We start from the raw sequence: 14,133 nt of genomic DNA on the forward strand, positions 1-14,133 counted from the left end.
GGATCAGTGCGCGAGGTTGGTGGCCAGGCTCATGCTTTCCGCATATTGGGCCACCCCGCTGGAGAGGTGATTGGCAATCCCGGCAAGATAGGCGTCGTCCTTAAGCCGTTTTTCCTCCTCCGGATTGCTCAGAAAGGCGATTTCCGTGAGGATGGCAGGCATCTGGGCGCCGATGAGCACCACAAAAGGCGCCTTTTTGACCCCAAGATTGGAGACCCCGCTGAATTTTTTGTTCAGCCCGGTCACCATTCCTTCCTGGACCAGTCCGGCCAGCTTCAACGATTCATTTATTTTTGAATTCTGCATCAGATCCAGCAGGATGGATTGCAGGTCGCTGATCTGCTTGGCCGAGGTGGCGTTTTCCATGGCCGCCAGCCGCATGGCATCCTTGTTGCTGGCCAGGTCGAGGACATAGGTTTCTATCCCCCGGGCTTCATGGTTCGGTGCGGCATTGACGTGGATGGAAAGGAACAGGTCCGCTTCCTTGGCATTGGCCATGGCGGTTCGTTCTTCCAGGGGAATGAAGACATCGCGGTCCCGGGTGAGGATAACCTCGTAGCCGGGTTTTTCCCTGAGGGCTTTGGCTACCCTGAGGGCCACATCCAGGACGATGTCTTTTTCCTTGAGGCCGCTGGGGCTGCAGGTGCCCGGGTCTTTGCCGCCGTGGCCCGGATCGATGATGATTTTTTTAATCCCCATCCCCGCCTGCATCGCTTGGTTTGGGGGTGGAGCCTTGCTCCCGGAACCTTCTTTTTTCGTCCTGCCCGCACTCTTCTTCCCGCCGGTCTTTGCAGCCTTGTCAGGGGCGGTGCTGCTCATCACATCGATCACCACCCGGAAGGGATCGGCCAGGGTGAATACCTTGTAGTCTGAGATCGTGGTTTGGGTGTCAAGGACAACGCGCACGGTTTGCGGATCAAACTGGGCATTTCTGACCCGGCGCAAGAGGCCGTCTTCAATGGGGATGGTTTTGACGTTTTCCGGACCGAGACGGGTGTTGTGCAGGTCGATGTAAATCCTTCGCTGGGAAGCCTCGTCTCCGGAGAGTGCCTGGTGTTTGAAGGTGACCGGCCCGGTGGTTTCAACGATGAGACGGGTGTAGCGGTTGTTGGACCAGTGACGGATGGGCAGCACCGTGGCCAGCCCGGGTTTTTTCCCGGCAGGTTCAGGGGCTGGCGGTTCTTCGGCGATCTGGGGGGTGATGCATTTTTCTCCAGGCTCTTCTTTTGCCGGGGTTGAGGCCGGGTCCGGTGCGGTTGCGCCATGCTTGATCTGCAACAGCTTTTCTTCCGCCGCCGCCGCCATGTCGCCTTCCGGATAGATGGCGATGATCTTGGCAAAGGCCCGCGCGGCCTTGCTTTGGTCCTTTTTCTCGGTCAGGTAGATGGTGCCCAGGATAAAAAAGGCGTCATCGGCCAGGAAATTTCCCGCATACTTGGCGCTCAGCTCTTCGTAGGAGGCAATGGCCTGGTCAAGATCCTTGGCCTTGCCGGACTGCTGGAACATGGTGTGGTGGATCTGCCCCAGCATGAACAGGGATTTGGGGGCAACCTGATGGTCGGGTGCTGCCTTATAGATGCTGCGGAAGGCGGTGACGGAGGTGAGCCAGCTTTTGCGATTCGTGCCCTTGCCGCTGTTGAGCAACCCCTGGTAGTAGGCCTTAGCCTGCCCGTATTGCCGGGCGATGTCGTCCGGTTGCTCTTCCAGCCCGGCCCAGGCCGGGGGGGTGAGCAGGAGCAGTACGGCAAGCACAAGCGGCCAGCAAGGAAAAACCCCTTTCCCCTGTTTTCCTGCGCCTGTCGTTACCCTACTCCGCATCGTTCAACCTCTTGAGTTCATAGAGCAGATCCAGGGCTTCCCGGGGCGACAGGGCGTCGGGATTGATCTCCCGCAGCCTGCGCACAGCCTGTGACTCCCCGAGGCCGAAGAGGGAGAGCTGGCCGGGTTGCTGCTTTTTTTTCCGGGGCGAGGTGGCGATGCGCGGTTCGCCCTGCCGGTTGAATTCTCCCTGCTCGATATTATGCAATAATTCCTTGGCTCTGGCAACCACCTTGGCCGGAACCCCCGCCAGGGCGGCAACCTGAATGCCATAGCTGCGGTTGGTGCCGCCGGGCAGCAGCTTGTGCAGAAAGATAATGGTGTCGTTCCACTCCCGCACCGCGATGTTGTAGTTCTTGACCCGTGGGTTGGTGGCGGCCAGCTCGGTCAGCTCGTGGTAGTGGGTGGCGAAGATGGTCTTGACCCCCTTGCCGTTTTTGTTGACCAAGTCTTCAGCCACGGCCCAGGCGATGGAAAGGCCGTCAAAGGTGGAGGTGCCCCGGCCGATCTCGTCGAGGATCACCAGGCTCCGCTCGGTGGCGTTGTTGAGGATATTGGCGGTTTCGTTCATCTCCACCATGAAGGTGGACTGGCCGCGGCGCAGGTTGTCCGAGGCCCCGACCCGGGTGAAGATGCGGTCCACCACCCCGATCTCCGCCGCGGCGGCAGGGACGAAGCCGCCCATCTGGGCCATGAGGGTGATGAGCGCGGTCTGCCGCAGCACCGTGGATTTGCCGGCCATGTTGGGGCCGGTGATGATCAAAACCTCTTCGCTCTCCTGATCGAGACGGATATCGTTGGGCACAAAACGGCCCGGCGGCAGAGCGCGTTCGATTACGGGGTGGCGGCCCTCCGTGATGATGATCGCTTCGCCGCCGGTGATCAGAGGTTTGGTGTAGCGGTATCTCTGGGCCACCTCGGCCAGGCAGCAAAAAAAATCGATCCGGGCCAAGCGCCCGGCTGCTTGGAGAATCCGGGAGGAGGCCGCCGCCGCCGCGGCGCGGATCGCGCAGAAGAGCCGGTATTCCAGCTCCAGCCGTTTCTCCTGGGCGCCGGAGACTTTTTCCTCAAACTCCTTGAGTTCCGGGGTGATGAAGCGTTCGGCGTTGACCAGGGTCTGCTTGCGGATGAAGTTGTCCGGCACATGCCCAAGTTGGCCGCGGCTGATCTCGATATAGTAGCCAAAGATCTTGTTGAAGCCAACCTTGAGGTTGCCAATGCCGGTGCGCGTCCGCTCGCGAGCCTCCAACCCCAGAATCAGCGCCTTGCCGTCGCGCAGCAGGCTTATCAGTTCGTCAAGCTCCGCGTTGTAGCCGGGCCGGATCAGGTTGCCTTCCCGCAGGGTTATCGGGGCGTCCTCGCGGATGGCAACCTCCAGCAGGCCGTGGAGTTCCCGCAGTTCGTCCATCGTGCCGAGGTCGGCCAGCAGGGTGTCGGCCCCGGAAAGCTTTTCCGTGATTTTCGGCAGTTGGGCCAGGGAGCATTTGAGGGCCGTGAGATCGCGGCCATTGGCCGTGCCCAGCACCACCCGGCCGTTGAGACGCTCCAGATCATAAACCTTGCCCAGCAGTTCCCGGAGCTCCTCCCGCAACCGGGGGGCGAGGCAGAGCTGTTCCACCGTGTCCAACCGTTGCCGGATATCCTCGACCTCCCGCAGGGGAAACAAGAGATTCTTCTTGAGCAGCCTGGCGCCCATGGGGGTTTCGCAGAGATCGAGGGTGTCCAGTAGCGAACCCTCCCGGACGGAGCCGGTGATGGTCTGGGTCAGTTCCAGGTTGCGGCGGGAGGATTCGTCCATGAGCAGGACGTGGTCGAATTCGATGGGGGTGAGCCGTTCGATATGATCCAGCGCGGTTTTCTGGGTTTCCTGCAGGTAGAGGAGCAGGCCCCCTGCCGCGCCGATGCCGGCCTTCAACTCCTCGCAGCCGAACCCGGCCAGGTTGGCCACCCGGAAATGCTCCAGCAGCCTCTGCCGAGCCGTCTCCGGATGAAAACCGGCAGGCGGCCGCCCGGTCAGGCAGCTTTGCGGCAGATAGGCCTGCAGCTCGGCGGCCAGGGACGAATCCTCCCCCAATTCTTCCGGGAGCAGGATTTCGGAAGGGGCCAGCCGACCGAGTTCATCCAGCAGGGAAGGGAGATCTTCCCGCTCGCTCACCAGGAATTCGCCGGTGGAGAGATCGAGCAGGCTCAAGCCCCACTCCTTGCCCTTCTGGCAGATGGCGGCCAGATACCGGTTGTCCTTGCCGTCGAGGAGCTGATCGTCGGTGACCAGTCCCGGGGTGACCACCCGCACCACCTCACGGCGGACCACGCCCTTGGCCTCTTTCGGATCCTCCACCTGCTCGCAGATGGCGACCTTGAAGCCGGCCTTGATCATCTTGGCCAGATAGGAGGAAACCGCGTGGTACGGAATCCCGCAGAGCGGCACCCGGTTTTCGTCATCCTTGCTATTTCTGGAGGTGAGGGTGATGCCCAGCACGCGCGAGGCGGTTACGGCATCGTCAAAGAACATCTCGTAGAAGTCGCCGAGCCGATAGAAAAGGATGGCGTCCTGATGCTGCGCCTTGATCTCAAGGTACTGCTGCATCATGGGGGTGATCTTGACGGAGGCGGATGTGGTCTTGGTCATAAATAAGTGGTCGAGAAGGGGATTGTCCCTTATGCTGTGGTGTTTCGCAGCGTCCCTGTAGGCTCCTGTAGCGATTGATAGGAGGTTTTTGGGGAAAAGTCAAGCACAGGCCGCATATGCAGGGGCAGCGCGGCGGTATTTGGCGCGTCGATCCGCACGCAGGGGGGGGCCGGACACCGGAATCTGTTTTTCTTGCCCGAGAAATGGAACCAATCCGCGCCCGAGGTGTCACTTATAATTATACCTGATTAGCGCTAATTTTCTGCAAATTCCCTCGCCCTTGAGGGAGAGGGCCAGGGAGAGGGCCAGGGAGAGGGTGAACAGCCTCCACTTACCCCCTCTCCCCAGCCCTCTCCCCCACCAAAGCGGGGGAGAGGGGGAATTTCGTATGGATTCTCCTATGTACAAATAACGTCTTGCGGAAGATGAGCGCTTATCAGGTAATTATATGCTCCATGATCGATGATGCGGGCTGTACTCTCATAATCGGAGGCAACTCCTGGAACAGGCCCGCCCCAACCACCACATTCCCACAGGAGGGAAAAATGAAAAAAAGAATTCTGTTGGCATCCGTATTGGCTTCTTTTCTTGCCGCCTCCGCTGTTTCCGCCCAAACCGGGCATGAGGGCGCGCATGGCCAGGCGCCGGCGGCGGAGCACGATGCAGCTCCCGCCGCGGCGGCAGCCCCCATGGCTTCGGGCATGATGGGCGGCACAATGGGCCAGGGCATGATGCATGGCAAGATGGGCGGCCAGGGCGGGATGATGGGCAACAAGGGCATGTGCGGGATGATGGGTGGCGGGATGATGGCCCCAGGCATGGGCAGTCTGAGTCCGGAGGCGCAGCAGAAGTTCCTGGACGCGACCAATGAGCTGCGGAAGAAGCTCCACGACAAGCAGTTTGAGTATGGCGAGGCGGCTCGCAATGCCAAAGCGGACAAAAAAGATCTCTTGAAAAAACGAAAGGATATCTGGGAGTTGCAGCAGAAGATCCACGGCAAGGCGTGGGATTTCATGACCGAGTAAGTACGGCTCAGGGTAAGGCGGGGTGTTTGCCCGCCTTACCTGTTTTCGAACTCCGGCAGCAGCCGCGCGAAGGTCTTCTCGATATGTTCCGGAATGGTGCGGACCTCGGCCAGCACGGTCATGTAGTTGTGGTCCCCATGCCAGCGGGGGACGATGTGCCAGTGCAGGTGGCTGGCGATCCCCGCCCCCGCCACCTCGCCCAGGTTCAGGCCGATATTGAAGCCGTCCGGCTGGAGATGGCGGCGCAGGATGGCGGTGCAGCGGGTCAGCATGGCTCCGATGGCCCCATTTTCCTCTTCGCTGAGATCGCCGAGATCCGCGAGATGCCGGGCCGGCGCCACCAGCAGATGGCCGTTGGCATAGGGAAAACGGTTCATCAGCACCACCAGGGCTCCGTTGCGGTGCAGGATCAGGTCCTGGGCCGAATGGGTCTGTTCCGGCGCCGCACAGAAGATGCAGCCCGAATCCCTGCCTCTCTTGCCTTCGATGTATTCCATCCGCCAGGGCGTCCAGAGGGTTTTCATAGCTTTGCCTGAATCTGATAGATTTGCGCCTGCAGTGTTTCCCCGACTTCAAGGATGGCAAAGGTGCCGCCTGCCCCGGAATATCCCGTGCCGGTGAAACTGCCGGGGTTGATGTAGAGAACCCCGCCGAGACGATGGCAGACCGGCCGGTGGGTGTGGCCGTAAACAATGCAGTCCGCCTCCGGAAAGATCTCGCTGAGGCGGGACTCAAAATCATAGGTGTTGCCAAACCGGTGGATCAGGCCGATGGTGAAGCCGCCCACCCTGATCTCCTTGTGGGTGGGCAGATGTTGGCAGGAGAGGGCGGAGCACATATTGCCGTGCACGGCATGCACCTCCTTGCCGGAAAATACCGTGAGGATCGCCGGATCGGTGAGGTCTCCGGCATGGAGAATCATGTCCGCGTCGTGGAAGCAGGCGTCCGCGATTTTTTTGAAGGTCTCGGTGGGTTGGGAAAGATGCGTGTCGGAAAGGATGCCGATTGTTACAGGAGTCATTATTCAGCCCGCCATTATGGATTCAGGAGGGGGTGCAACACGGCCTCGGCCTGGTCGGCCGAGATTCCGGCGAGGATAATCCGTTTGTCGCGGCTGGTCTCGCCGCTGGCAATGGTGACGGCTGCCTTGGGGATCTTGAAAAGTTTGGCAAAAAACCCGATGACCGCCGCGTTTGCCTTGCCATCCACCGGCGGGGAGGTGATGCAGAGCTTGAGCGCATCGCCGTGGAGCCCGGCGACGCGGGTGCGGGAGGCCTTGGGCTGCACATGGATGGAGAGGCTGACCGAGGCGCTGTCAGCCTGTTCCCGCAGGTAGGTCATAGGGGCGATTCATCGGGGTTGAAGTCATTCGCTTTTTTCTTGGCCTCCGCCAGGTTTCCGGCGAAGGATACGGCAGGCTCATTGCTCTCCAGGGGATCTTCAAGGCTGAAGGACATGTCGCCGTCAAGGTCCGGGAGAATGGAATCCGGAACCTCGTCGTCCTCATCCATGACCAGGATATCTTTGTGCGCCGAGAATGACGAGGCCAGGGCAATGTCCTGGGGGGAATAGTCGTCTTCGCTGCTTACGGCCATGGCGCCCATGCCGTTCTCGGGGATGTCGATCTTGACGTAGAGGTCGCTGAGATCTGCCTCCTCGGAGGCGCCAAGGCCGCTGCCCTGGCGCCGGCTCTCGGTCTGCATCCCGGCTGCGGCGCGACCGCCATAGCTGGCGGTGCGCTGGGGCTCCGGCCTGCGGGACGGGGAGCTGAAATGTTCCATCGCCCGCCCGCTGTCGACGGGTTCTGTCTCCAGCATGTGCAGGTAGGATTGCAACTGCTGGCGGAGCTCCTCTCTGGCCTGTTCCCTCAGCGATTTCAGATCCTCGATTTTTCTTTTCAGTTCGCCAATCTCGAGATTGGCGTCTTCCCTGCGCAGCCGCGCTTCTTCCTGGGCTTCGGCCACGATGGCCTCCGCCTCTTCCCTGCTTTTTTCCTTCATGCCGTCGGCGACATTCTGGGCGGCGATGATGGCGGACTGGAAGGATTTCTGCTGATTCTGGTAGGTGGCCAGATCCTTTTCCATGGTTTCCAGCCGACCCTTGAGCTTCTGGTTCTCTTCGGAAACCGCCTGGAAAGCCGCGGCTATTTTTTCCAGAAAATCGTCCACCTCTTCCACATCAAAACCGCGAAAGCGAACATGGAACTGCTGGGATTGGATGTCTTGCGCTGTGAGTATCATGCCTCGGCTCCTTGTGTGTGCCTCAAAACTTCATGGTTTATCCCATGCTCCTCGCCAGGTGCTGCAAGGTGGGGACCAGAAAGCTCCGCAAAAAAATCAGGGCAAGAATAAGCAGCATGGGGGAAAGATCCAGGCCGCCGCCGAAAATCGGCACTATCCTTCGGATGCGGGAGAGGGCCGGTTCGGTGATCTCATGCAGAAAACGGACGATGGGGTTGTAAGGATCGGCGTTCACCCAGGAAATGATGGCCCGGCCGATGATGACCCACATGTAGGCGCTCAGGGCAAAGTCCACCAGGGTGGCCAGGGCGCTTAAAAAATTGCCGACGACAAACATAACAAACCTCTATTGGTGAAAAAAAATATGCAACCGGGTTGCGCTGTCGCGCAAAAACCGGCCAGGTTACAGATTGATAATGCGCTCCGCCACGGCGACGATCTCCAGGCTGGCCTTGCTGTCCGGCGCCCCCAGCAAAAAAGGCTTCTGCTGGCGGATGGCCATGGAGACGCTTTTATCTTGCGGCATGGAGCCAAGGGCCAGGGGGGTGATCTTCAGGAAGCGTTCAAGAACCATGCGCATGTTGGCGAAGACATCCTGGCCTTCTTTTTTGGATTGTACACTGTTTATCAGCAGGTGAAAGCGCTTTCTGTCGTGGCGGGAATGGAGCACCTTGATCAGGGCGTAGGCATCGGTGAGCGAGGTCGGGTCCGGGGTGAGGATAACGATATTCTCCTGGCTCCAGGTGTTGAACCAGAGCACCGAGTCGCCGATTCCGGCGGCGGTGTCGATCAAGACATAATCGAAGCGGTCGATGATCTCTTCCAGGCTGGAGGTGAGGAAGGCCTGTTCTTCGTAGGAGAGGTTGGCCATCTCCGGCACGCCCGAACTGGCGGGCAAGACCTGAAACTTCGGGTTGATCTCCACCAGGGAGCTTGCCAGGTCGCGCCCCTCTTCAATGGTTTCCCGGATGGTGTGCCGGACGTTGAGCCCCAGCACCACATCGACGTTGGCCAGCCCCAGGTCGCCGTCGATGAGCAGGACGGATTTGCCTTGCTGGGAAAGAGCGGTGGCCACATTCACCGAAAAGGAGGTCTTGCCGACCCCGCCTTTGCCGCTGCTGATACAGATGATTTTCGGAGAGCGCTTGGTTTTCGCGGTCATGGACGATTTTCCTCTGCAAAAAGCTGTAAAAGTGACGGATATCTCAATGGGACATCCGTTAAAGAGTATTTTTCAACATTTTGGAAACACCCTTCGACAGGCTCAGGGCGAACGGTAGTCATCGTAAGTCCATTTCTTTTTTCCGTTCTTGGTGAGCCTGTCGAACCACAAACAAGATTATCGCAAGCGCCTAAAATTATGCCGCCATCCCCGCTGCCCGTGAACTCATGCGCGGTTGCATCCACAACTGGGCGCGTTCCTCCACGGTCACTTGGCAGGAATCCTCGGCCCGGGCAGCAGCACTTTGGCAGATGGCGTCGTTGCCCATCTTGGCGGCCCGGGCCAGCTCGGCTTCGGCCAGAGCCAAAAATTGATCCGGGGGGATGGTCTCATAGGCATGGCACACGGCAATGCCCAAGGCCAGGCTCGTGCCTTTACTGGAAGCAGCAGTGCGCAGAATAGTTCGAATCTCTTCCGCCCGTTTTCTTGCCTTGCCCACCGAGGCGCCGGGCATGATCAGAGCCAGGCCGGTTTTTTGAAAGCCGGAGAGCAGATCCCCCGGATGCAGGCAGGGAGCCAGCGCTGCCGCAGCCTGGCCGACCAGGCTGGCACCCCCGGAAGGGGCGATCAGGAGGAGGGCGCAGGGCAATCTGGTCTGCTGGACCTGGGCCAGTTCCATGGCCAGTTGCCGGCGGAGCCAGGCAAGGTCCGGAAGTTTTCCCTCGGGTTGACCGAGCGAAGCCGCCCGGGGCTGGTCCGGAAAACGGAGTCCGGCCAACAGGGAAGCCACCTCGGGAGCGGGAATGATGTCGTCGATGAGCAGCAACCCCAGGGGGGCAGCCCCTGTGCCGGTAAGCTTGATGGCGCGGACCGGGTGGTGGCGGGCCTGTTCCTCCAGGCTGCGGTACAGTTGCGCGGTATCCGATGGCGTTTTCCGGCTCATGCCACCCTGCTGCCCGGAGCGACCGGGCCGGAAAGGGCGGACAGCACCAACTGATCGCCTTCCTTGGCGGCCAGGACCATGCCGTGGGAGGCCACGCCCATCAATTTGGCGGGTTTGAGGTTGGCGACAATGATAACCTGCCTGCCCACCAGCTCTTCCGGCTGGTAATGCTGGGCAATGCCCGCCACAATGGTGCGCTCCTCCGGCGCCTTGACCGTCAGCTTGAGGAGACGGTCGGATTTGGGAATTTTTTCGGCTGCGATGATCTCCGCCACCCGCAGTTCCAGCTTCTGGAAGGCGTCGAAGGTGACAAGCCCCTCGGCTTCGGGCGCGATTTCGGGAGCGGATGCTTTGGCTACGGCTGGTTCTTTCATGGCTTTTGCCTTCGGCGGTTGAGATTTTTCTTTTTCTTCCCGTTGCAGCCGGGGGAAAAGCTGCGGACCAGGGGTGATGGGTGCGCCCGGCACGAGCCTCCCCCAGACCCCACAGTCGGCGAGATTGTTTTCGCCTGCCACGCCCAGGGCTTCGGCCATCTTGGCCGCGGTTTCCGGCATGATGGGGTGCAGGGTCAGGGTGATGAGCCTCAGGGTCTCCAGCAGGGTGTAGAGCACCGTGCCCAACCGGTCAGCCTGTTGCGGCTCCTTGGCCAGCTCCCAGGGCTGGGTGGTGACGATGTATTTGTTGGCCCGGCTGATCACCTCCCACACCGCAGCCAAGGCCCGGTGGAAGGCGAAATGGTCCAGGTGTTCGCGGTAGTGGGTCAGCATGGCCAGGGTGGCCTCGGCCAGCTCTTGGTCCTGGTCCGAGGGGGTGCCCGGTTGCGGCACCGTGCTGGCCGCGAAATTTTTCACCATGGTCAGCGAACGGGAAAAGAGGTTGCCCAGGTCGTTGGTCAGGTCGGAGTTGTGCCGCGCCACCATGGCTTCGTGCGAAAAGCCGGCGTCCAGGCCGAAGGACATCTCGCGGAGCAGGAAATAGCGCACCGAATCCGCGCCGAACTCCGCCACCAGCTCGCCGGGCCGCACCACATTGCCCAGGCTCTTGGACATCTTGGTCTCGTTCATGTTCCAGTAGCCGTGGACATGCAGTTTTTTGTACGGCTCAAGCCCCATGGCTTTCAGCATGGTGGGCCAGTAGATGGCGTGTGGCTTGAGGATATCCTTGGCGATGACATGCTCGGCCGCGGGCCAGTAGCGGGCAAAATTCTCGCCCGCAGGGTAGCCCAGGCCGGAGAGGTAGTTGATCAGGGCGTCGAACCAGACATAGGTGACAAAGCGGCTGTCAAAGGGCAGCGGGATGCCCCAGGTGAGCCGGGTGGTGGGCCGGGAGATGCAGAGATCCTCCAGGGGCTCCTTAAGGAATGAGAGCACCTCGTTGCGGTAGCGCTCCGGGGTGATGAATTCCGGGTTTTTGCTGATATGGTCGATGAGCCACTCCTGGTACTTGCTCATCCGGAAAAAATAATTCTGCTCGCTGATCCGCTCCGGTTCGGTGAGATGGTCCGGGCACTTGCCGTTTACCAGCTCCTTTTCGGTGAGGAACTGCTCGCACCCCTTGCAGTAGAGGCCGGTGTACTCGCTGAAATAGATGTCGCCCCGGTCGTAGACCTGCTGGAGAATATCCTGCACCACCGCCATGTGCGCCGGGTCGGTGGTGCGGACAAAGGTGTCCGGCACGATGGCAAGCCCCGGCCAGGCAGCCTTGAACATGGCGCTGATCTTGTCCACGTATTCCTTCACGGAAACCTCGGCGTCCGCCGCGGCATGGACGATCTTGTCGCCGTGCTCGTCGGTGCCGGTCTGGAAGCGGACATCCTTGCCCAGCAGCCGCTGATACCGGCAGACGGCATCAGCCACCACGGTGGAATAGGCATGGCCCAAGTGGGGCTGGGCATTGACGTAAAAGATCGGGGTGGTGAGGTAATAGGCGTTCATTGCTCTGGCGTTTCCGGGGCTTTGTGCTGTTTGGGTTTTTTTCTTCTGGGCGGGGCTTCCGCTTCCGGGGTTTGGGCACGGGGCTGGGGCTGGTTCAAGGCCGGTTGCGCCGTTTTGGCCTGGCTCCATTCCTCCTTGGTGAGCAGGATATTTCTCTCCTGACCCTCCAGCCAGGAGACCTCCAGGGTCTCCTCCAGAGCGTTGACCTTGATGATTTTGTAATTTTTCTCGCCGATGGTGATGATTTTGCCCGGTTTGGGCATTTTTTTCCGCATGGCGTGGTAGGTTTCGTACTCGTAGGTGAGGCAGCAGAGCAGCCGGTTGCAGATGCCGGAGATCTTGGCCGGATTGAGCGGCAGCCCCTGTTCCTTGGCCATCTTGATGGAAACCGGGGCAAAGTTCTTGAGGTAGGAGGAGCAGCAGAGCTCCCTGCCGCAGCAGCCCAACCCCCCGATCATCTTGGTTTCGTGGCGGACTCCGACCTGGCGGATCTCCACCCGGGTGCGAAACTCCTGGACCAGATCCTTGACCAGCTCGCGAAAGTCAACCCTGGTGTCGGCGGTGAAGAAGAAGATGATCTTGCTGCCGTTTAAAAAACGCTCCACCTTGATGAGCTTCATGGGCAAGCCATGGGTCCCGATGAAGCGGGTGCAGACCTCAAAGGCCTCCCGTTCGCGCTCAAGGAGGCGGGCGAATTTTTCGGTTTCGTCCCTGGTTCCCCGTCGGACGATCAGGTGGCTGCCCAACTCTTCCGGCGCGGTTCGACCGGGGCAGGGCAAGGTCCGGGCCCGGACCGTGGCCGGCTCCAGGCCGTGTTCGGTCTGGACCATGATCAGCTCACCCACCTTGAGGTTTTGGATGCGGGAGACGGCTGAGAAAAATTGGTCCCCTGGCCGAAAATGAATGGTGTAGCAGGTTTCCGGCGCATTGTGCTGGTCTTCATGCACCAGCTCTTCAGCAGGAGGTGTTTCCGGTGTTTCGTTCATGTATCGCGCTCAAACAGCCAGTTGGCTGAAAAATTGAGTAACTGCCCAGCAGCACCGCATCTGCTTTGTCATCGGTCGATTCGCATACTGGAGTATAGCGAATCAACCTCTTTCGCGCATCTGCGGCACTGCTGAACAGTTACTGGATAGTTCCCAAAATTGGTAGGGCTCATGGCCTGCAATCGTGGTTGGTCGACCATGTTAAGAAGGAGGATCATACCATTAAAGCAGGCCAAAGAAAAGTACTTCGCATACCGCGGTGGGGTTGCAGTTGCGGGCCAGTTGTTTTCGGGCCGTTTCCACGAGCCGCAGCCGGTCGGCGAGCTGGGTGCCGGACCAGCGGCGGCAGGCAGCGGGAAAAGACGGGCTTAGATCGCGGTTGATGATCGACCCCGGCGCGCCGCGGCTCAAGAGGAGAAGATCATGGAGCCAGGTGGTGAGCAATTCCAGAAGTTCGCCCAGATCCTCCTTGAGCTTGGCCGCTGATTCGGCCAGTTTGGTCAGGGCTTGGACCGCGGCCGGGGTGTCCGGCTCAAGCTGCATCAGGGTGTCGACAATCTCGCGGCGCAACCCCAGCAGATCCTTGGCCAACAGGAGTCTGGCCCGGCCCAGGCTGCCTTCGGCCATGGCCGCCAAGGCGGCGCCGCTTTCCGGCTCGAGGTCCGCCTCCTGGCACAAGATTTTGGCCACTTCCTCCTGGGGGAGCGGGAAAAAAGGCACGGTTTGGCAGCGGGAGAGGATGGTGGGCAGAATACCCCCCGCTTCGTCACCGGTGAGGATCAGCATGGTCTGATCGGGCGGTTCTTCCAGGGTCTTGAGCAGGCTGTTGGCCGCCTCTCGCCGCATGGTGTGGATCTCGCAGAGCAGCGCCACCCGGATTTTCGCCTCCAGGGGAGGAAAGGCCAAGGTTTTTTTCAGTTCGCGCACCTGATTGATCTTGATGGCAGCCCCATCCGGCTCGAGCACCAGGAAGTCCGGGTGGCTGCCGGCGTGAAATTTGAGGCAGGAGGAACACCGGCCGCAGGGCTCGTGGCCTGCCGGGTTTTGGCAGTTGAGGGCGGCGGCAAAGATCCGGGCAAAGGTTTTTTTGCCAACCCCCATGGCCCCCTTGAAGAGAAAGGCGTGCCCCAGCCTCCCTTGTTCCACGGCGCGGCGCAGCATTTTTTTAGCCTTGTCCTGGCCGATGATTTCGGCGAAAGAAAGGGCGGTGTTCTCCTGGCTCGGTTTCATGTCCGTATCATAAAGGGGCACGGGGAAAGGCGCAAGATGAAAGGCTGCAAGAGAGCAAGGCGAGCCTCCGCAGGGCTTGAGGGGAGGCGGGTGGAGGAAAAAAGTCTTTTTGCCGGGGGAGCGCAATTTCCTGCGGAAAAAAGTGTGGTTTAATGATAGGTTGGGT

Annotated in this window: 13 protein-coding genes; 1 reads left to right on the forward strand and 12 read right to left on the reverse strand. The window is 60.2% G+C overall.

Features of this window, described 5'->3' with window-relative positions:
- Positions 1–3 precede the first annotated feature (3 nt).
- Both MWR57_RS02725 and mutS read right to left on the reverse strand, forming a co-directional pair.
- Complete coding sequence (locus MWR57_RS02725) at positions 4–1,818, reverse strand: N-acetylmuramoyl-L-alanine amidase (RefSeq protein WP_423123250.1); 1,815 nt, start codon at positions 1,816–1,818, stop codon at positions 4–6.
- Positions 1,808–4,447 (reverse strand): DNA mismatch repair protein MutS, encoded by a 2,640-nt coding sequence (mutS, locus tag MWR57_RS02730; protein WP_423123251.1) that lies wholly within the window; start codon positions 4,445–4,447, stop codon positions 1,808–1,810. Before mutS ends, MWR57_RS02725 begins: the two co-directional genes overlap by 11 nt.
- 545 nt (positions 4,448–4,992) lie before the next feature.
- Here mutS and MWR57_RS02735 point away from each other — a divergent pair.
- Positions 4,993–5,472 carry a hypothetical protein gene (locus tag MWR57_RS02735; protein ID WP_423123252.1) on the forward strand — a complete coding sequence of 160 codons (480 nt, stop codon included), beginning with the start codon at positions 4,993–4,995 and terminating at the stop codon, positions 5,470–5,472.
- 35 nt (positions 5,473–5,507) lie between these two features.
- On the opposite strand, the gene MWR57_RS02740 is transcribed toward MWR57_RS02735, so the two are convergent.
- The 10 genes from MWR57_RS02740 to holB form a co-directional block, all read right to left on the reverse strand.
- On the reverse strand, positions 5,508–5,996 hold the full coding sequence (locus MWR57_RS02740; RefSeq protein ID WP_423123253.1) for an HIT family protein: 489 nt from the start codon (positions 5,994–5,996) through the stop codon (positions 5,508–5,510).
- A complete protein-coding gene (locus MWR57_RS02745) occupies positions 5,993–6,493 on the reverse strand; it encodes a metallophosphoesterase family protein (protein WP_423123254.1) in 501 nt (166 codons plus the stop codon). The genes MWR57_RS02740 and MWR57_RS02745 overlap by 4 nt, the downstream gene beginning before the upstream one ends.
- Before the next feature lie 14 nt (positions 6,494–6,507).
- Positions 6,508–6,813, reverse strand: a complete 306-nt coding sequence (locus tag MWR57_RS02750) for a DUF167 domain-containing protein (protein ID WP_423123255.1) — start codon at positions 6,811–6,813, stop codon at positions 6,508–6,510.
- A complete protein-coding gene (locus MWR57_RS02755) occupies positions 6,810–7,712 on the reverse strand; it encodes a DivIVA domain-containing protein (protein ID WP_423123256.1) in 903 nt (300 codons plus the stop codon). Before MWR57_RS02755 ends, MWR57_RS02750 begins: the two co-directional genes overlap by 4 nt.
- A gap of 37 nt (positions 7,713–7,749) precedes the next feature.
- Positions 7,750–8,049, reverse strand: a complete 300-nt coding sequence (locus tag MWR57_RS02760) for a YggT family protein (protein WP_423123257.1) — start codon at positions 8,047–8,049, stop codon at positions 7,750–7,752.
- Positions 8,050–8,115: 66 nt separating this feature from the next.
- Positions 8,116–8,874, reverse strand: coding sequence for a MinD/ParA family protein (locus MWR57_RS02765; protein WP_423123258.1), 759 nt, complete (start codon positions 8,872–8,874; stop codon positions 8,116–8,118).
- A 196-nt stretch (positions 8,875–9,070) separates the two neighbouring features.
- The gene (locus MWR57_RS02770; RefSeq protein WP_423123259.1) at positions 9,071–9,817 is read right to left on the reverse strand and encodes a hypothetical protein; all 747 of its coding nucleotides are present in this window, start codon (positions 9,815–9,817) and stop codon (positions 9,071–9,073) included.
- A complete protein-coding gene (gene metG / locus MWR57_RS02775) occupies positions 9,814–11,751 on the reverse strand; it encodes a methionine--tRNA ligase (RefSeq protein WP_423123260.1) in 1,938 nt (645 codons plus the stop codon). Before metG ends, MWR57_RS02770 begins: the two co-directional genes overlap by 4 nt.
- Positions 11,748–12,737, reverse strand: coding sequence for a PSP1 domain-containing protein (locus MWR57_RS02780; RefSeq protein ID WP_423123261.1), 990 nt, complete (start codon positions 12,735–12,737; stop codon positions 11,748–11,750). The genes metG and MWR57_RS02780 overlap by 4 nt, the downstream gene beginning before the upstream one ends.
- A 222-nt stretch (positions 12,738–12,959) precedes the next feature.
- Positions 12,960–13,967, reverse strand: coding sequence for a DNA polymerase III subunit delta' (gene holB, locus MWR57_RS02785; protein ID WP_423123262.1), 1,008 nt, complete (start codon positions 13,965–13,967; stop codon positions 12,960–12,962).
- Between the last annotated feature and the right edge of the window lie 166 nt (positions 13,968–14,133).

This window comes from Hydrosulfovibrio ferrireducens, from assembly GCF_046883345.1.
Taxonomy (GTDB): Bacteria; Desulfobacterota; Desulfobulbia; order Desulfobulbales; family Desulfurivibrionaceae; genus Thiovibrio; species Thiovibrio ferrireducens.

Excerpts from the sequence above, each read along its gene's own strand:
- MWR57_RS02725 (WP_423123250.1), bottom strand. The coding sequence starts at position 1,818 with ATGCGGAGTAGGGTAACGACAGGCGCAGGAAAACAGGGGAAAGGGGTT.
- mutS (WP_423123251.1), bottom strand. The coding sequence starts at position 4,447 with ATGACCAAGACCACATCCGCCTCCGTCAAGATCACCCCCATGATGCAG.
- MWR57_RS02735 (WP_423123252.1), top strand. The coding sequence starts at position 4,993 with ATGAAAAAAAGAATTCTGTTGGCATCCGTATTGGCTTCTTTTCTTGCC.
- MWR57_RS02740 (WP_423123253.1), bottom strand. The coding sequence starts at position 5,996 with ATGAAAACCCTCTGGACGCCCTGGCGGATGGAATACATCGAAGGCAAG.
- MWR57_RS02745 (WP_423123254.1), bottom strand. The coding sequence starts at position 6,493 with ATGACTCCTGTAACAATCGGCATCCTTTCCGACACGCATCTTTCCCAA.
- MWR57_RS02750 (WP_423123255.1), bottom strand. The coding sequence starts at position 6,813 with ATGACCTACCTGCGGGAACAGGCTGACAGCGCCTCGGTCAGCCTCTCC.
- MWR57_RS02755 (WP_423123256.1), bottom strand. The coding sequence starts at position 7,712 with ATGATACTCACAGCGCAAGACATCCAATCCCAGCAGTTCCATGTTCGC.
- MWR57_RS02760 (WP_423123257.1), bottom strand. The coding sequence starts at position 8,049 with ATGTTTGTCGTCGGCAATTTTTTAAGCGCCCTGGCCACCCTGGTGGAC.
- MWR57_RS02765 (WP_423123258.1), bottom strand. The coding sequence starts at position 8,874 with ATGACCGCGAAAACCAAGCGCTCTCCGAAAATCATCTGTATCAGCAGC.
- MWR57_RS02770 (WP_423123259.1), bottom strand. The coding sequence starts at position 9,817 with ATGAGCCGGAAAACGCCATCGGATACCGCGCAACTGTACCGCAGCCTG.
- metG (WP_423123260.1), bottom strand. The coding sequence starts at position 11,751 with ATGAACGCCTATTACCTCACCACCCCGATCTTTTACGTCAATGCCCAG.
- MWR57_RS02780 (WP_423123261.1), bottom strand. The coding sequence starts at position 12,737 with ATGAACGAAACACCGGAAACACCTCCTGCTGAAGAGCTGGTGCATGAA.
- holB (WP_423123262.1), bottom strand. The coding sequence starts at position 13,967 with ATGAAACCGAGCCAGGAGAACACCGCCCTTTCTTTCGCCGAAATCATC.